Origin of the sequence: Amycolatopsis sp. NPDC059657 (genome assembly GCF_042734395.1) — a bacterium.
GTDB lineage: Bacteria > Actinomycetota > Actinomycetes > Mycobacteriales > Pseudonocardiaceae > Amycolatopsis.
In genome coordinates this window covers 21,922-39,115 of sequence record NZ_JBHWEB010000051.1, presented here as the reverse complement: position 1 = coordinate 39,115, position 17,194 = coordinate 21,922, and the positions used below count along the sequence as shown (strand labels likewise).

13 protein-coding genes and 4 tRNA genes are annotated in these 17,194 nt (G+C 67.7%); 7 read left to right on the top strand and 10 right to left on the bottom strand.

Translation table 11 applies throughout. The features are described from left to right. Window positions 1–39: 39 nt before the first annotated feature. From ACFV15_RS26060 to ACFV15_RS26040, 5 genes are all read right to left on the bottom strand, one after another. Complete coding sequence (locus ACFV15_RS26060) at window positions 40–1,719, bottom strand: DUF6880 family protein (protein ID WP_378353215.1); 1,680 nt, start codon at window positions 1,717–1,719, stop codon at window positions 40–42. Window positions 1,720–1,965: 246 nt separating this feature from the next. Continuing rightward, window positions 1,966–2,040 (bottom strand) — tRNA-Val (locus tag ACFV15_RS26055). Window position 2,041: 1 nt separating this feature from the next. After that, a tRNA-Cys gene (locus ACFV15_RS26050) sits at window positions 2,042–2,112 on the bottom strand. A 25-nt stretch (window positions 2,113–2,137) separates the two neighbouring features. Beyond that, window positions 2,138–2,210, bottom strand: a tRNA-Gly gene (locus ACFV15_RS26045). Window positions 2,211–2,315: 105 nt separating this feature from the next. Next, entirely contained in the window at window positions 2,316–2,741 is a 426-nt protein-coding gene (locus ACFV15_RS26040) for an SsgA family sporulation/cell division regulator (RefSeq protein WP_020672550.1), read from the bottom strand. Window positions 2,742–3,128: 387 nt separating this feature from the next. Between ACFV15_RS26040 and ACFV15_RS26035 the strand changes: the two genes are divergently transcribed. Both ACFV15_RS26035 and ACFV15_RS26030 read left to right on the top strand, forming a co-directional pair. Next, window positions 3,129–3,200, top strand: a tRNA-Val gene (locus ACFV15_RS26035). Between the two features lie 826 nt (window positions 3,201–4,026). After that, window positions 4,027–5,550 carry a sugar transferase gene (locus tag ACFV15_RS26030; protein WP_378353214.1) on the top strand — a complete coding sequence of 508 codons (1,524 nt, stop codon included), beginning with the start codon at window positions 4,027–4,029 and terminating at the stop codon, window positions 5,548–5,550. On the opposite strand, the gene ACFV15_RS26025 is transcribed toward ACFV15_RS26030, so the two are convergent. Together ACFV15_RS26025 and ACFV15_RS26020 are read right to left on the bottom strand one after the other, a co-directional pair. Beyond that, window positions 5,498–6,634 (bottom strand): glycosyltransferase, encoded by a 1,137-nt coding sequence (locus ACFV15_RS26025; protein ID WP_378353213.1) that lies wholly within the window; start codon window positions 6,632–6,634, stop codon window positions 5,498–5,500. The two genes, ACFV15_RS26030 and ACFV15_RS26025, sit on opposite strands and share 53 nt — an antisense overlap. Then, window positions 6,631–7,869 carry an O-antigen ligase family protein gene (locus ACFV15_RS26020; protein WP_378353212.1) on the bottom strand — a complete coding sequence of 413 codons (1,239 nt, stop codon included), beginning with the start codon at window positions 7,867–7,869 and terminating at the stop codon, window positions 6,631–6,633. The genes ACFV15_RS26025 and ACFV15_RS26020 overlap by 4 nt, the downstream gene beginning before the upstream one ends. A gap of 200 nt (window positions 7,870–8,069) precedes the next feature. Between ACFV15_RS26020 and ACFV15_RS26015 the strand changes: the two genes are divergently transcribed. Together ACFV15_RS26015 and ACFV15_RS26010 are read left to right on the top strand one after the other, a co-directional pair. After that, on the top strand, window positions 8,070–9,161 hold the full coding sequence (locus ACFV15_RS26015) for a DUF1972 domain-containing protein (protein ID WP_378353211.1): 1,092 nt from the start codon (window positions 8,070–8,072) through the stop codon (window positions 9,159–9,161). A gap of 38 nt (window positions 9,162–9,199) precedes the next feature. After that, entirely contained in the window at window positions 9,200–10,840 is a 1,641-nt protein-coding gene (locus ACFV15_RS26010) for a hypothetical protein (protein WP_378353210.1), read from the top strand. A gap of 10 nt (window positions 10,841–10,850) precedes the next feature. Here ACFV15_RS26010 and ACFV15_RS26005 read toward each other — a convergent pair whose 3' ends face one another. From ACFV15_RS26005 to ACFV15_RS25995, 3 genes are read right to left on the bottom strand one after another with little or no spacing between them, the layout of a single operon-like run. After that, window positions 10,851–12,593 carry a right-handed parallel beta-helix repeat-containing protein gene (locus ACFV15_RS26005; protein ID WP_378353209.1) on the bottom strand — a complete coding sequence of 581 codons (1,743 nt, stop codon included), beginning with the start codon at window positions 12,591–12,593 and terminating at the stop codon, window positions 10,851–10,853. Between the two features lie 4 nt (window positions 12,594–12,597). After that, complete coding sequence (locus tag ACFV15_RS26000; RefSeq protein ID WP_378353208.1) at window positions 12,598–13,026, bottom strand: adenylyltransferase/cytidyltransferase family protein; 429 nt, start codon at window positions 13,024–13,026, stop codon at window positions 12,598–12,600. Then, window positions 13,023–13,751 carry a CDP-alcohol phosphatidyltransferase family protein gene (locus ACFV15_RS25995; RefSeq protein ID WP_378353252.1) on the bottom strand — a complete coding sequence of 243 codons (729 nt, stop codon included), beginning with the start codon at window positions 13,749–13,751 and terminating at the stop codon, window positions 13,023–13,025. Before ACFV15_RS25995 ends, ACFV15_RS26000 begins: the two co-directional genes overlap by 4 nt. 79 nt (window positions 13,752–13,830) lie before the next feature. Here ACFV15_RS25995 and ACFV15_RS25990 point away from each other — a divergent pair, with 79 nt between their 5' ends. The 3 genes from ACFV15_RS25990 (at window position 13,831) to ACFV15_RS25980 (ending at window position 17,120) form a co-directional block, all read left to right on the top strand. Beyond that, window positions 13,831–15,315 (top strand): cell shape-determining protein, encoded by a 1,485-nt coding sequence (locus ACFV15_RS25990; RefSeq protein WP_378353207.1) that lies wholly within the window; start codon window positions 13,831–13,833, stop codon window positions 15,313–15,315. Window positions 15,316–15,377: 62 nt separating this feature from the next. Beyond that, the gene (locus ACFV15_RS25985) at window positions 15,378–16,505 is read left to right on the top strand and encodes a hypothetical protein (RefSeq protein WP_378353251.1); all 1,128 of its coding nucleotides are present in this window, start codon (window positions 15,378–15,380) and stop codon (window positions 16,503–16,505) included. Between the two features lie 6 nt (window positions 16,506–16,511). Then, window positions 16,512–17,120 carry a malonic semialdehyde reductase gene (locus tag ACFV15_RS25980; protein ID WP_378353206.1) on the top strand — a complete coding sequence of 203 codons (609 nt, stop codon included), beginning with the start codon at window positions 16,512–16,514 and terminating at the stop codon, window positions 17,118–17,120. Window positions 17,121–17,194: the final 74 nt, after the last annotated feature.

Genomic DNA, 17,194 nt, shown 5'->3' with positions numbered 1-17,194 from the left:
GCAGGGTGTTGAAGGTCAGCCCTCAGCCGAACAGTTCGTTCACAGCCCGGTTTTCGCCAGAGCTTCCATAAAAGCGGATTTGCGGCGGTGTCTGGCCTTGACGTGGGCGAGGTACGTGTCGAAGTCCGTGCCTGCGCGGTGGTGTAGGTACTTCAGGACGGTGAGCAGTCTGGCTGCCGAGCTGTACGCTCCTTGCTGTTTGCGGTCGATCTTGGCCTCGACTTCGCGCTCGTAGAAGGGGATAGCGTCCTCGGGGTGCTTGGAGGCGCGTCGCCTGGCGACGAGGAACTGGACGTTGTCGCTGCACCGGAATTCATGCGCCGCAGCCCACGCCTGGTCGACGTCGCCGATGGCGGTCAGGATCGTTACGAGCGGATCGGCATGCTTGGCCCGGGCTGTCGCGCGGGTGTGCAGGAAGGTCATCGCGCGGTTCTTCGCGTAGTCCACAGCGTCGAGTGGCTCGGCGGCTCGCAGGAGGGCGAAGTAGGTCGTGTCGGTGGGGTTTTGTTCGAAGGCTGCCCAGCGGGCTCTCGCGGCTTCCTGGTGCCGGCCGGTCTGGGTGTAGATATCGGCGAGCAGGTCGGTCAGGCCGAACGGTTCGGTCAGGCCGAGCTGTCTGCGGGTCGCCTCGCTGCGGCTGAAGATGAGCCACCGGATGGCGTCGTCGAGCCGTCCCGCCGCCCGCAGGTCCTTGCCGATCTTGACGTGCCGCCGGTAGTTGGTCGATGTGTCCTGTGTGTAGAGCGTGATCAGGTCGTCGACATCCCCGGTGATCTTCGCGAGGAACGTCTCGCGTAGCTCGAAGATCTTCTCGCGGCGATCGTCTGCACGCGCCGCGGCCTCGTAGTCGCCGGGGTCCGCGTCCTCGACGAGCTGCTGCTCAAGCAGCGCTTGATAACGCGCGAGTCCGGTGTCGCCGAGGGCGTCGGCGAAATCCGTGACCGCCAGATCGCCCGCGGCGGCATCGAGCTGGAGGTCGACCAGCCATTGGGCGAGTTCGGCTGGGTCCGGCGGCGCGGCACGGCACACCTTTACGAGCGCCTCGGCCACGCGCGACATCGCGGCGTTCACGACAGAGGCGACCCTGTAGTCGTCCGGGGCGCAACTGGTTGCCAGGGAACGGAGCGCCTGCTGATAGAGCGGGCGCACCAGCTGCGGGTGGTCGATCGCGACCACCCGGAGAGTGTGCAGAATCTGGTCCACGGAGCGGGTCAGCGTGGGTATGTCGTCAATCTCCACGTTCCTCGCACGTACCAGCGTGTCCACCAATTCCTGAAGGTCGTCCGCATTCGGCGCCGCGCCTCCGGCGGCGCGGAGTGACAACAACTGATGCACAGCGGGATCGGTGTCCGCCAATCCCGTCAGCAGGTCCACCAATGTCGCCCGGTCGGCATTCCCCAGGTAGGCAGGCACGTCCGCTGGCTCCTCCGCCAGGGGCTCCGCTGCCAAGGATTCTTCCGCTGGTTCGCGCGCCAGTGCCGCCAGCCCGACCGCGACGCAGTGCTCGCAGAAATTCCGCAGCTGCTCCCAGCCGCAGGAACAGTCGCCGGCCAGGCGACCATCCCGGCAGGTCAACCGGACCACGAAGGATTCGACCGTGCCGATCACCCGTTCCGGCGAGTACTCCAGATCGCGCACTTCGCCGACCCGATCCCGACCCCAGGTGTACCACTCGTCGTTCGGGTGCGGCCGCAGATCCCGGTGGTCGAACCAGAGCACCCGGACATCAAACCAGTTCGCGCGCGGCCGTTCCAGTAGGACGCTGCGCAGAAAGGGAACGATCGGTGCCCAACACGGCGGCGTAATCCAATCGCGCCGCGGCGGGGACCCTCACAGTGACCGGTATCGAGGGACCCGGCAATTGGTATCAAACGGCGACGAAAGTCATCACCGGATTATCGCCATTCCAACAGTAAAGCCCCATCCCTCACGAGGAGGGACAGGGCTTTGACCTGCGAAAACGTATGGTGCGCGATACTGGGATTGAACCAGTGACCTCTTCCGTGTCAGGGAAGCGCTCTCCCGCTGAGCTAATCGCGCGAGGTGGAGACGGGATTCGAACCCGTGTACACGGCTTTGCAGGCCGTTGCCTCGCCTCTCGGCCACTCCACCGTGCAAGGCCCGAGAGGGCCTTCCGAGCGGATGACGGGATTCGAACCCGCGACCCTCACCTTGGCAAGGTGATGCGCTACCAGCTGCGCTACATCCGCACTACCTCGGTTCCGGAAGCCCGTCGCCGTGGTGTGTGAAAACAATATCCCACCCCGGAAACGCCTGTGACAGGGGGGTGGCCTTTCGGTGTCGCAGGCGCGTCATCAGCTCAAATCGTTGGGAATGAGGTGGGTCAGCGCGTCGTCGACGTCGACCCAGAGGTGCTCGTTGCCGGGGAGCACGACGTCGTAGGTGCGGTCGAGGAAGTCGGCGAGCTCCTGGGCGGAGGCTTCGAACATCGCGTGCCCGGAGGGGGAGTTGAGTTCGATGAGCACCGACTCGGGGTCTTCGACCGAGGGGCGGATGCGGACGTCGCCGTCGCCTGCGTCGGCGAGGAGGCCGTCGGCGAGGAGGTCGCGGGCGTAGACCCATTCGACCCAGCCGGCGCGTCCGGTGCGGAAGGCGGCGACTACGGCGTATGGGTCGCGGGTGTCGTATCGCAGCTCCACCTTCACCGGAACCGCGGGCGTCCGCGGGGCCAGCAGGTCGAAGACCGCCGTCGAGCGGAGCGTCACGTGATCGTTGCGCATCGTCCTACCCTTCTTCTCCCTTCCCGGCCCGGTCGACCGAGTGCTAATGGAGAGACGTACCGAAACGCTGTTCCGCTCGCGGGTTTGGTCTAGATCACCCGTACGGGGGCGTAGCGCCGGTCCTCACCCCATCATCACCCTCGACGCGCAGGCCTTCGCATGCACCCCTGAGGTCGTCCTCGATACATCTTGCTCGGTTTATCCGGCCCGCGATAGCACCGTCGCACGAATGTCGAACGTCGCTGCCCGGATGGGTGCACCGCACAACCCTCGCTAGCACTGTGTTGTTCGCTCCGTGGCCAGGGCAGCGCGGTCCGTGCACGCTTTGAACCACCCCTTTGCCGGAGTCCAAAAGTCGTCCGCTAGAGTGTGTTTCACACCGCGAGCGGGCGATTAGCTCAGCGGGAGAGCACTTCGTTCACACCGAAGGGGTCACTGGTTCGATCCCAGTATCGCCCACAGCAGCAAAGCCCCCGGACTCCTCGAGTCCGGGGGCTTTGGTGTTTCCGGGGCCGGTTTTTCAGCGCCCGCCGGATCTGCAACTTGCAGATCCGGTGACGAGGGCGTGATGAAGTGCCTCTGTGACGGGCATTCCACGCTCGTGGTGAGGTGCTCACCTTTCACTCCTCTGCCGGTTGCGGCTCACCGTGGCATCCGGGCGTACTGCATGAAGGTCAACAAAATTCTCTCGGCGCGAGAAATTTATGTCGCAAGAGGTGTGCCCGGGCGTCGATGGACGTGACGCAGGACACGCGCACAGGGCACTTTGGACGTTCGCGGCTGCGACGGAAAATTCGTACCGGGAACTTCCGGTGGTGAACGTCACCACCCGTGCGATGGCTCGTTGGACAGTCCGGCCGGCGTGATCGGGCGCCTGCCCGCCCGCTTTGTCCACTGTGGAAACTCTACTCAGCGCAGTGTCCATTGTGGAATGAAGAGGGTTTGTCACCTGACTGGAGTAGTGGACGCTGGGTGAGCCGCCGGGGGCAGGCGGGTGATGGCGGAGTCATTGATTTTCCGACTACATTGTGTAGCTGTTGAATTCGAGCGGTTGATCACTGGCCGTCATCTTCTCGTTATCTTCCCGGTGATCATTTCGCTGCTTGGGATGCCGAAACCCTTTTGTGACGCCTGTAACGCTGTCGCGAGGGGCGCCGATACCTTGGCGAGTGTCGCCCATTAGGTGACCGACGGCGTACGGGGATTGATAACTCTCTGTAGTTGGTTTTGGGGTTAACTCGAGATTTGCGGCGTGTATCCGGTAGTGAACGACGCAGGAGGTCCGATGGAAGAGTCGGTGCGGTCATCTTCACCAGTGGGTGAGGCGATTCCGCATATCGACCTTCACCAGATTCCCCGGCCTGCCAAGCGGACCCCGCGTGCGGTGGTCAGCGAGGCGGGCTCGCGGAAAACACCTTCGACGGCTTGGGAAGCCCACTATCGCGCCTGGGTCATCGCGGCCGACGTACTGGCGACAGTGGTGGTGATCGCGATCAGCGCGGCGATCATCGACAAGCTGGAACTGCACAACATGCACGCGATCGGCACCATCGCCGCCGTGCTCTGCGCGCTGCCCGCCAGCCGCGCGTGGAGCCCGCGGGTGCTCGGTGAGGGCGCCGAGGAGTACCGCAGGCTCGGCAGGGGACTGGTCACCGCGGCGGTGCTGGTCGCGTTGGGCGGCTTGCTGTTCGGCGCGCTGGACGTGCAGCCGTGGGTGTTCATCGTGGTGCCGGTGATCGCGCTGATCACCTTCCCGCAACGGTATCTGCTGCGTCAGGTGCTGCACCGCCAGCGCAGGCAGGGCCGCTGCCTGCTGCCGGTGATGGCCGCGGGCGCCCCGGACACGGTGGCCGACCTGATCGGCCGCACGCGCACCGAACCCCATGTGGGCTGGCGGGTCGAGGCCGCTTGCACGTTCAGCGGAACGGGTTCGGAACGCGACACCGGTGAGGTCGACGGCGTGCCGGTGGTCGGCAGGCTCGACGAGCTGGCCGAGCACGTGCGCCGCGGCGGGTACCGCGTGGTCGCGGTGACCGCCGACCAGTACTGGACCCCGCAGCGGCTGCAGCAGCTCGCCTGGGATCTCGAGGGCACGTCGGCGGAGATGGTGGTCGCGCCGGTGCTGATGGAGGTCGCGGGCCCGCGCCTGAACGTCTCGAGCGTGCTCGGCATGCCGCTGCTGCGGGTCACCGCGCCGCGGTTCACCGGCGGCAGGCGGCTCGTGAAGGAGTTCGTCGACCGGTGCGCGTCGGCGTTGCTGCTGACCGTGCTGTCCCCGTTGCTGCTGCTGGTCGCGCTGGCGATCAAGCTGAACGACCGTGGCCCGGTCATCTACAAGCAGCGCAGGGTCGGCCGTGACGGTGCCTCGTTCACGATGTTCAAGTTCCGCACGATGATCACCGACGCCGACAAGGTCCGGAAATCTCTGGAGAAGGACAACGAGGGCGCCGGGCCGCTGTTCAAGATGCGCCAGGATCCCCGCATCACCAAGGTCGGCTCGATGCTGCGGCGGTACTCGCTCGACGAGCTGCCCCAGTTGTTCAACGTCCTTTCCGGAAAGATGTCACTCGTCGGGCCACGCCCGCCGCTGCCGGAGGAGACCAAGAAGTACGGCTCCGACGCGCGCCGCCGTCTGCTGGTGAAGCCGGGCTTGACCGGGTTGTGGCAGGTCAGCGGCCGCAGCGACCTCACATGGGACCAGAGCATCCGGCTCGACCTGCGTTACGTCGAGGACTGGTCACTCGCGTTGGACATGGTCATCCTCTGGAAGACCGTGCGCGCCGTGGTCGGCGGCGAGGGAGCGTACTGAGCAGGGAAACGATCTCGGCGCGGTAGCGCTGGGGTGCGAAGAGCCCGGTGGCCTCGTAAGCGGCCAGCCGGGCTTTTTCCTTTGCCACGTCAAGGTTTTCGAAGACCTTGCGCAGCTCGGCCGCCAGCGCCTCGGCGTCACCGGCCGGGACGACCGCGCCGCGGCGTCCATGATCGACGGTCTCCGGCAGTCCCTGCGCGTCCGTGACGATCACCGGCACCCCGGCGAGCTGGGCCTCGACGGCGGTGTTGCCGAACGGCTCGACCCGCGACGGCACGATCGCGACGTCCGCGTGGGCGTAGGCGTCCCAGACGTCGTCGCGGAAACCGCTCAGCCGCACCGAACCGGCCAGGTTCCCGGCTTGGATCAAGGCGTCGATCTCCTCGGCGAACCACTCGTAGCCGGGGAAGATCGACCCGACCAGATCCAGCGTCGCGTCGATTCCGTCCCGCTTGAGCAGCGCCAGCGCGCGCACGGCGACGTCGGTGCCCTTGCGCGGCGAGATCCGCCCGACCAGCACGATCCGCGGCCCCGCGCCCGGCACAGGCGTCACGGGTGACCCGGGAACCCCGTTGTAGATCAAGCGGGTTCGCGCGGCCAGCGCGGGCAGCGAGCGGTGGAGCACCTCGCCGGTCGCGAGGCTGTTCACCACGACGGTGTGCGCGGCGAGCAGTGGTGCGGCCAGCGCGGCCCGGATCGGCGTCGCGACACCGTCTTCGGCCTCGTGGACATGCGCGAGCACCCTGGCGCCGGACAAGCGCGCCAGCGGCAGCCACAGCGGCACGGTGACCGTGTTGACGTACACCACGTCCGGGCGGTGTGTCCGGATCAGACGGACCATCGGGCGCAGGCTCGCTGCCGTCTCCCGGAGTAAGCCGATGAGCCCGGATGGCCGCAGCGCCGCCTTGCGCAGCACCGGAACCGGGCAGAGGGTGACGTCGCCGAGCGCCGAGGCGAGCGGTCCGTCCTGAGGCAGGGTGACGACGACGTCGTGGCCCGCGTCGCGCAACGCTTGCACGGATTCGGCGAACACCCGGTCCGATCCGTACAACTCCGCAGAGGCGTGCGCCATCAGGATTTTCACGCGCGCCTCGCGACGTTGACCCAGGCGGCGAGCACGAACAGCCAGGTGCAGCCGACGTTGGCCGGTGCGCCCAGTCCCTCGGTGAAGACCGAGTTCGCGATCATCGCGGGCAGTACCGAAAGGATCAGCATGCGCTCGACCGGCAGGCTGAGCCGCCGCGCCGCCAGCAGCACGGCGACGAGCAACGCCAGCCAGCAGGCCGCGCCGAGTATCCCGGTGTCCATCAACAGGTTGACCAGCGCGTTGTGCCCGCCGCCGAGCCCGATGCTCTCCAGGAACAGCCCGCGTGACGCGGTCAGCCCGAAGCCGTACAGGGGATGCTGGGGGAACAGTTCGAACGCGTAGCCCCAGAGGTCGGTCCGTGAGTTCAAGGTGGACAGTTTCGCCAGCGTCTCGCCACGCGCGAAGAACGACTCGATGGCCGACGAACTGCTCAGCGCGACCGTGATCAGCACGACCGCGAGCACCACGCCCGCTTCGACCTTGCGCTGCCCGCGCCATCTGGTCCAGACCACCAGGAGCACGCCGACGATCGCGCCGATCACCGCGCCCCTGGTCTTGGTCGCGACCAAGCCGCCCGCGCAGATCGCCAGCAGCACCAGGTAGACCGGGAGCGGCCAAAGCGGCCCGGTGCGCTCCAGTCCGTGCGCGAGCACGTACCCGGCGAGCAGCACCACGGCGATCGCCAGCATCTCGCCTGCCTCGACCGGGTGCACGTACAGCCAGGTGAACCGGCCTGCCTGCAGCTTGCCCTGAGGGAAGCGCACCAGCAGGCCGAACAGCACCGACCCCGCGATCAGGACGAAGAACCCGTGCGCGACGCGGTGCATGGCCGCCGGTGTGGCGTGCCGGGCCAGTGCGCGTGACAACGCCAGCACGACCAGCACCTGGGCGCCCCTGACCAGCGCGAGCTTCAGGTAAGGCGAATACAATGCCGAGCCCGCGAGTATGAGCGCGTACGCATAAGAGAGGAACGTCACCACATCCGGGCGGCGCACCCAGGTGTCCGGCCGGAACCGGACGAAAAGGAAGACCGCGACCAGTCCGTAAGTTCCGATTTCGGCGAGCACGAACAGGTCGGCGTTCCCGGTGACCGCCTGGTCGTTGGCGCGAAGCCGGAATTTGTAGTCACTGGCCACGACCAACGCGAGTACGCACGCGACCGGCCAGATCGCCCCGGGATTCCCCGTGCGGCCCGCCGCCGAAATGCGGTCCCGCGCGCCGGTGAAGCTCATGGGGTTCCCTCGAATTGACCGATTGGACTAGACGAATCCCGCGATCGGTGTAACACCGGAGGCGATCGCTGATATTACTATGCTGGCACTCATACGTGTGACGCCGACCGGGTCCAGTCCAGACCACCAGGTCGGCGTTGTGCTGAACGGGTGACGGATTCCGGTGAACTTGACCCGATCGGTGACGGATGCGCATTGCGATGATAGGCACGCGCGGTGTTCCGGCGCGTTACGGCGGCTTTGAAACGTGCATCGAGGAAGTCGGGTATCGGCTGGTCAAGCTCGGTCACGAGGTCACCGTGTATTGCCGCCGTCCCCCGGCGGAGGGCGAAGCGGATGGGTCCTTCGGTGAGTACCAGGGCATGCGCTTGATCACTTTGCCCGCTTTGCGGAACAAAATCCTCGAAACACTGAGCCATACCGCGCTTTCGGTGGTGCATGCTGTGCGGCATCGGCCTGACGTCGCCTTTGTCTTCAACGCCGCGAACGCGCCCTTGCTGCCGGTACTACGGGCGCGGCGCATTCCGGTGGTCACACATGTGGACGGTCTCGAGTGGAAACGTGCCAAGTGGGGGACATGGGGCCGCCGCTACTACCGCGGCGCCGAAGCGCTCGCCGTGCGCTGGTCGGACGCGCTCATCGCCGACGCCGTCGGGATTCAGGACTACTATTCCCGGCGTTTTCACGTGCCGACGGACTACATTCCTTATGGTGCGCCGATTCTCGGCAACCCTGGTGCGGAACGGCTGGCCGAGCTCGGTGTGACGAGCCGCGGCTATCACCTGGTGGTCGCCAGATTCGAGCCGGAAAACCATGTCGACCTGGCCGTCGAGGGTTATCTCGAAAGTGGCGCCGAGCGCCCGCTGATCGTGGTCGGCGCCGCACCGTACGCCGACAAGTACACGGCCAAGATCAAGGCGCTCGCCGCACGTGGCAACGTCCGGCTGCTCGGCTCGGTCTGGGACCAGGACCTGCTCGACCAGCTCTACGGCAACGCGCTCACCTACATCCACGGTCACTCGGTCGGCGGCACCAACCCCTCGCTGCTGCGCGCGATGGGCGCGGGCGCCGCGACCTCGGCCTTCGACGTTTCCTTCAACCGGGAGGTGCTCGGCGAGCACGGCCGCTACTTCACCCGGCCGAGCGAACTTGCCGCGCTCTGCGACGCCGCCGAGTCCGACCCCGCCGCGACGACGAGCCGCGGCCGTGACCAGGTCGCCTCGCTCGGCCGGTACGAGTGGGACAGCGTCGCCGAAAAGTATGAGCAGCTCGCGCTGCGGCTGAACCGCTAGAACCTCCCCAACCCCCACCGAAGTAAAAGGAAATCCGCATGTTCCGCATACGGAAGCAGGCGTGTGCGCTGGTCACGCTCCTGACCGGTGCCGCGCTCGCCACCGCGGTTCCCGCCACCGCCGCCGACCTCCCCACCCCGGTCACCGCGGGCGCCATGGCCGCGCCACAGGTGGACGGGATCGTGTTCTCCGTCGCCATCGTCGGCGACACCGTGTTCGCGGGCGGCCGGTTCTCGAAGGCACGCCCGGCGGGCGTCGGGCCTGGCGGGGCGGGCGAGGTCGACCGGCACAACCTGCTCGCGTTCTCGCTGAGCACCGGCAAGCTGCTGCCGTGGGCGCCGGATGTCAGCGGCACGCAGTACACCTCGGCCACCAACCCGGGCCCGTTCTGCAAGACCGTCGGCACCAACACCTATGTCTGTGACACGGTCTTCCGCATCAAGAAGTCGCCTGACAACACCCGGATCTACGTCGGCGGTGACTTCGACAAGATCAACGGCCAGTGGCGCTCGCGCCTCGCCGCCTTCGACATCGACGACGGCGCGCTCGCGCTCGACTTCAAGCCCGCTGTCGCCGGCCGGGTGCGCGGCATCGCGGTCACCCAGGACACGGTCTACGCGGGCGGTGGCTTCAGGAAGGTCAACGGCGTCAACCGGGACAAGCTCGCGGCGTTCGCCTTCGACGGGACCATGCGCGACTGGGCGCCGACGGCCGACGCCGAGGTCTACGCGCTGGCACCGGCGCCGGAGTTCGGGCGGGTGCTGATCGGCGGGCAGTTCGACAAGGTCAACGGGGTCAGCCACCACGGGTGGAACGCGGTCGACGCGTACACCGGCGCCGACGCTCCGTGGAACAACAAGCTGGGCGTGAACGACGTGATCACCGACATCGTCACCGACGGCACCACCGCGTACGCGGGCGGCTTCAACTCGATCGGCCCGGACGTCCGCTACGAGGGCCGGGTGGCCGTCGACATCGAAAGCGGCAACCTGAACTGGAGCGACGGCTGCTACGGCGACACCCAGGCGGTGACGGTGAGCCGGGGCGTGCTCTACAGCGCCTCGCACACGCATGACTGCTCGGCCATCAACGCGGCTCCCGAGAACGGCCCGATCGACTACTACCGGCTCGTCGCGGAGACCGCGGCGGCGACCGGCGAGGCGGCGGCCGACGTGAACACCGTGCACGCGGGCGACCCGATCCCGGAGATGCTGCCCTGGTTCCCGAACACGAACGCCGGACCGGCGGACAGCTACTGGAAGAACGGCACCTGGGCGCTCGACTCGACCGACCGGTACGTGGTCGCCGGCGGCGAGTTCACGACCGTCAACGGCAAGGCACAGCAGGGACTCGTGCGCTTCGCGGCCCGTGGCGTGCCCGGCGCGGTCAACAAGGGCCCGCAGACGCCGTTCCGCGCGCCGTCGCTGGAGAAGGACGACGAGGGCAGTGTCCTGGTCACCTGGACAGGCACTTGGGACGCGCAGAACTCCGACCTCACTTACCGCGTGTACCGGGTCGGCGTTTCCGGGCCGATCTACGAGGAGACGCAGCCGTCGCGGCCGTGGGAGCTGCCCGAGATGAGTTACCTCGACCGTGACGCTCCTGGGGGAGGTAGTTACTACATTCGGGCGGTCGACGCGGACGGAGTTGTCATTGGGTCACCACAGGCGTCGATCTGATCCGTCCCGCTCAGCGAGGCAGGATGCCCGCGTTCGGGGTAACGGTGGCTGTGATGCCGAGCACCGCGGCGATGTCTCCGGGTAGTGGGCGGCCCGCCCGAACGCCGGGCGCGTCCGGCCGAAGGGAGTAATCCCCGTGGTCGGGGTCGTGGAACGGTGACGAAGTGACAATCCGGTCGAGGCTGTGTTCGTCACGCCCGGTAGCGCTGAACAGTTCCCGCGCCGTGCTGTAGCTCGCCGAGCGGCCACCGCCGAGGTACCAGCCGACCAGTGAGCCGTCACCCGATCGGAGGTACGCGTTGCCGTCGCTCACGGACACGAACGGCGGGTTCTTCGCGGGGCCGTCCTTGTAGTCCGCCGATTCGATGACCGGTTCACCGTGCGCGTAGAGATTGTTGACCAGCACGGTGTCGGCGGTCAGCCAGCTGAGCCCGTGTTCGGAGCTGAACGGGTCCGGGTCGCGCTTGTCGTTGTAGATGCCGAGCGCGACCTGGTTCCCGGTGAAGGTGTTGTGGAAGACGCGCACGTGGTCGGCGCTCGAGATCTTGAGTCCTCGGGTGCCGTTGCCCACCAAGATGTTCGACGCGATCAGCGCGCGTGACGAGACTTCGTAGTACAAACCGTTGCCCGCGTTGCCCTGCGCGAGATTGCGGATGACCGTCGCGTCGGTGCAGCCGAGGTCGCACCACCAGCCGCTGCCGATGTTGTCGACGAACTTGTTGTCGGCCACATAAGGCTTTTGTGTGCGCGTGATCTTCGCGCCCGCCGCGCCGATCGCCTCACCGGTCAGCGCGAAATGCTCCTGGTTGTTGGCAGTGAAGCTGTTTTCCGTCAGCCGCAGGTTGTCGGCGCGGTTCGCGACCAGCCCGACCAGTCCGTTGTCCACAAAGGAGCTTCGGGAAACCGTGCCGCCCGGCTGGAAAACGGCCGCGCCGCTGGACGCCGACCAGGCGAAGGTGGCGTTCTCGATCGTCACGTCCGGCGCGTTCACCACGACCATCGCGCCGCGCTTGCCGTAGTCCTGATTGGACCCGTACTGCGCGACGCCGAGCCCGCGGAACACGCTGCCGCCCGCGCTCGCGGAGTCGAACTGCAGCAGCCGGTCGAACACGGTGCCCTCGACGAGCCGTCCGTCCGGCGCGTCGCCGATGACCAGCGCGTGCGCCTGCCGGTCGACGAAGAACTTCCCAGGACCGACATCGTCGGATTTGGACACCTGCTTGAGCGGGGAGCCGTCGAGGAACGCCATGTCCGGCGAACCGGCGAGCGGGTACCCGGGGTCGATGATCTCCGGGATGAAACAGGTCTGGCACAGCTGAGGCGACCAGTCGCCGTGGCGCCAGACCTTGCCGGCCTTCGCCCAGCCGGTCACCTCGACGCTGCCTTTGAGCCAAGCCTGCTCACGCGGGTACGGCTGGAGCGTAAGCCGCTTCGACACCTGGCCGACCGTTTCGCGGTACGTGCCCGCGCGCAGCACGACGGTGCCGCCGGACGGCGCGCGTTTCACCGCCGCCGCGACCGTGCGCAGTGGCTTGTCGACCGTGCCCGCCGCAGCGTCGTCACCGGTGGGGGCGACCACGAGCGCGCCGTCGGGCACCGGGTACTCCGTGGCGGGCAACGCGACCGCGGCAGGCGTCGCCGCGCCGCCGCCCGGCCGGTTCGCCGGGAGGTCGCGCGGCATCAGCACGAGTACCGAGGTGACGACCCCGGTCAGCACGACGGCGCCTGCTACGAGCCAGCGCGGCTTGATCATCTGCTCAGGATGGCACGGAGATCAGCTTCCGCAAGGCGGTGCTGGAGGTCTGGATCGTGTACGGGAAATATTCGACCCGCGCGCCCACCCCGGCGAGGTCGGCTTCAAGCTTGCGGCCGCGCTCGGTACCGCGCCAGTCATCCCCTTTGAACAACACGTCGAACCGCAGCGCTTCCCAGCAGTCGAACTTGTCGCGGTACGGGTCGGGCACGGCCTCGTCGACGTGCCGGATGGCACGGACGATCTCCAGCCGCTCCTCGAACGGGACGACCGGCGGCTGACCCTTGACCTTGAGCACGACGTCGTCGGTGACCACGCCGACGATCAGCCGGTCGCAGGCGGCGGCCGCGCGCGCGAGGATGTTCAGGTGCCCGACGTGGAACAGGTCGTAGACGCCGGGCGCGTAGCCGACGACCGGTCTGTGCTCGCTCACTTCTCGAGTGCCTCCATGTCGTGAAACCACTTCCTCAGCGCGGCGAGCAGGAAGATCAGGTTCGCTCCGAAAAGGGCAGCGTAGATTACCGAGAACACGCGCGGGAAGCCCAAAGTCGCGAATGTGAGGCAAAGCAAGCCGTAGTCCGTCGGGATCACCAGCAGTGAACGGAGGGCAGACGGCTTACCCGAGGTGTCCGGCTTGACGCCGAGCCGCCGCCGCAACTGGTCGTTCAGGATGATTGCGAAAAACATGACGGTCGCGACAACGGAAAAGCCGATGGGCACCAGCAATGCCGGCGCCGGTAACGCGAAGAAACGGTAAGCGCAGACCAGTACGGACAAATGCAGTGCCGCGATCTTGCCTGCGTCGATGACGTGGTCGAGCCATTCGCCGGCCACGCTCCCGCCACCACGCAGCCGCGCGAGCTGGCCGTCCGCCGCGTCGAGCGCGTACCCGATGACCAGCGCGAGGCAGACCGCGAGGCCGATCAGCGGGGTGGGCTCGGCCAGCGCGATGAGCGCGATCCCGGAAAACGTGAACACCGCGCTGACCCCGGTCACCTGATTAGGCGTCATCCCGAGTTGATACGCGGCGGCCGCGAGATGTCCACCCAGGCGGCGGTTGACGAAACGGGAGTAGGCCGGTGCGCCTTTGGCGGTCTTCTGCGCGGCGGGCAGCCGTTCCAGAGCGGCTCGATAACCGTTCTTCGCGGGGGCATTCACGATCGGCAACGCTAGCAGTTTCGGGCGCACTGCTATATTTCGATTCGCTCACCCCGTTCGCAGATCGGACAACGCCCGCATGGACGACCAGCCGTCGCCGAAGATTCTCGACTCACTGCACCGGTACCGCTGGAGTTCACTGGGGATCATCGGCGTCGTGGCGCTGCTGAGCGTCCTGGTCGCGCTGTTCGTCCGCGAAAGCGGCAGCGCGCAGACCCGCATCGTGCTCAAGGCGCCGGACAAGGCGGGCGTCGTCGGCGTCGACGCGAGCAGCGAGTCGGCCTTCGTCCGGTATGTGAACCAGCGCGCGCTCTTCGTGGTGTCCGACCGGGTGCTCATGGTCACCAGCTCGAACGTGGCCAACTCGGTCTCGGTGGAGACCTTGCGCAGGCAGATCACCGCGAAGGCGTCCTCGAACGGCGACTCGATCGACATCACGGTCGCCGCGGGCGACTCCGGGAACTCGGTGCGGATCGCGGACGCGCTGACCAAGGCGTACCAGTCCGAGTCCAAAGCGGACGTGCAGGCGTCGGCGCAGAAGATACTCGACACGCTCGCCGCGCGGCGCAAGGACGTCGTCGAGGCGAGCACGCCGGACGCGGGCGGCCCGAACAACTCGGCCGCCGGTCAGACGATCAGCGACCTGGACAAGCAGGCCACCGCGGTCCGGGTGGCCGCCGAGCAGTTCGGCGACGGCGTGTCCTTTGTGGACAAGGCGGTGGCCGACGGCTCGGGCCTGCTCGGCGCCGTGGTGCGCGACCTCGGGATCGGCGTCGCGCTGGGCGTGCTCCTCGCGGCGGTCGTCGCATGGGCCCGCGCCGACCGCGACCGCCGGGTTTCGGCGGCGGACGAGCTGGCCGCGGCGACCGGCGAGCCGGTGCTGGCCGAGATCGAGACGTTGTCCGAGGCCGAGGTCGCCGCGCTCAAGGAGGTCGGCAGCCCGCCGCTGTGGCCGTACCAGTTCGCCGCGTCCGGCCTGCGCACCGCGGTCGACCGCGGGGTCGTGGTGGTCACCTCGAGCGCGCCGGGCGACGGCGGCACCACCTCCACCCTGCAGATGGCGACCGCCGCGGCGCTGAGCGGCGCGCGGGTGCTGGTCGTCGACGCCGCGGTACGCACGCACGGGCTGTCCGACGCGCTGGCACTGCGCTACGACCCGCACGGGCTGACCTCGATCGCGGTCGGCGCGATGCGCACCGACGACTGCACTCGGGTGGTCGACCTGGGTGACCGCGTCTTCCTGTGGGCGATCCCGGCGGGCCAGTACCAGGAGTCCACTCTGGACCACTTCCGGTCGAGCCTGCTGCAGAAGGCGGTCGCGGCCATGCGCTCGGCCTACGACCTGGTGCTGATCGACTGCGCGTCACCCGCGATCGCGCCGGAGGTCACGCCGCTGATCCGCGAGTCGGATGGCGTAGTGGTGGTGGTCAGGCGTGATCGCGAGACGCGGGCGGTGCACCGGCTGCGTGAGCAGATCGGGCTGCTCGGCGGGGCGATCACCGGGTACCTCTTCACCTTCGCCAAAGCCCGGCGGGACGCGCCGAAGCGGATCGTCCGGCACTAGTGCGTGCTCTAGCGCCGGTTGTCTCGCAGGGCGTCACGGCCGGGACGAGCCTATTGCTGCAGGTGCTCGCGGCTCGGGAACTCGGGCTCGCCGAGTACGGCGTGTTCGCGGTCTTCCTGGCGCTGCTGGTGAGCGCGACGGCGTTGCACGCGGGGTACGTGGGGGACAGCCTCGCGGTGCTGGACCGGTTCGACCTGCGGCTCCGCGCGTCGATGGTGAGCAGCGCGCTCCTGTCGTTCGGGCTGTGCGGCACGGCAGGGGTCGTCTTCGCGCTGGCGCTGCGCGACCTCGGTACCGGGCTGGTCTTCGCCGGGATGGTCGTACTGTGGCTGGCCGAGGAGACACTCCGGCGGCTGCTGATCGCGCGGATGGAGTTCTGGAAGCTCGTCTGGAACGACGTCTCCTATCTGCTGGGAACGCTGGTGGCGCTCGGCGCGTGGTTCCTGCGCGCCCGTGAGGTCACGATGCCGATGCTGTTCGCGGCCATGGGCGTCGGCGCCTGCACTGCCGTGGTCGTCGGGCTCGCCCAGCTGCCGCGGTCCGAACTGCGCGCACTGCGGCCAGGCTGGGCGGGAATGGCTGAGGTGGCGTCGTTCGCGGGCTGGCGTGCGGCGCAGGCGGCGTTGCGGCCGACGGCGTTGCTGCTGGCCAGGGTGCTGGTCGCGCAGCTGATCTCGCTCGCGGCCGTGGGTCTGCTCGAAGCCGCGCGGCTGGTGGTGGCACCACTTCAGGTGATCATCAACGGCGCGGGCAGCTTCCTGCTCGCCGGGTACGCGTCCGGCCGGGTTCAGGGGACGCGGCGGGCGTCGCTGCTGCTCACCGGCGTGACGCTGGGCGGGGGAGTCGTGCTGACGCTGGCCGCCGGGCCGCTCGGACGGCTGATGACCGGTGCGGAGGTGGATCGCTGGCTGCTGCTCGGCTGGGTCGTCTACCTCGCGACGTGGGCGGCGGGGCTGCCGTTCGTCACCGCGGTGGTCGCCCGGAAGCGGTCGCGTGCGGTGTTCCTGGTGCGGGTCGTCGACTCGGTCGCCGGGCTCGCGCTGGCGGCGGTGGCGCTGACCTTGGACTTCCCGCTGGCACTGGTTCCCTGGTTGATGGCGTTCGGGCAGCTTTATTCGTGCCTGCGCCTGTACTCGCTGGCTGTGACCCCGCCCACACCGGAAATAGTTAAACGCTCAACTACGTTGTGAGCGAGCATGACTGCTTTCACCGAAACCCTGAACGTGCCCAGCGACGTCCAGGACCTGCTGTTCCGCGAAGCCCGCACCGCGAACACCTTCAGCGACGAGCCGGTGACCGACGATCAGATCCAGGCCATCTATGACCTGGTGAAGTGGGCCCCGACCTCGATGAACACCCAGCCGCTGCGCGCGCTGGTCCTCCGCACCGACGAAGCCCGCCAGCGTCTCCTGCCGCATATGGCCGAGGGCAACCGCGGCAAGACCGAGACCGCGCCGCTGACGGTCGTGCTCGCCGCGGACACCGACTTCCACGAGAACCTGCCGGAGCTGTTCCCGCACTTCCCCGGCGCGAAGGACATGTTCACCCCGGACGACGCCGCCCGTGAAGAGACCGCCAAGCTGAACTCGCTGCTCCAGGTCGGCTACTTCATCATCGGCGTCCGCGCCGCCGGCCTCGCCGCGGGCCCGATGACCGGGTTCGACAACGCGGGCATCGACAAGGAGTTCTTCGCGGACAAGCCGTGGAAGTCCCTCGTCGTGATCAACATCGGTAAGCCGGGCGAGAACCCCTGGTTCGACCGCCTCCCGCGGCTCGCCTTCAACCAGGTCGTCGAAACGCTCTGAGGACTCGTGAGTGTTCCCGACGGTTCTAACCGTCGGGAAAACTCACGACCAAATACGGGTGAAGCGGGCGGGGC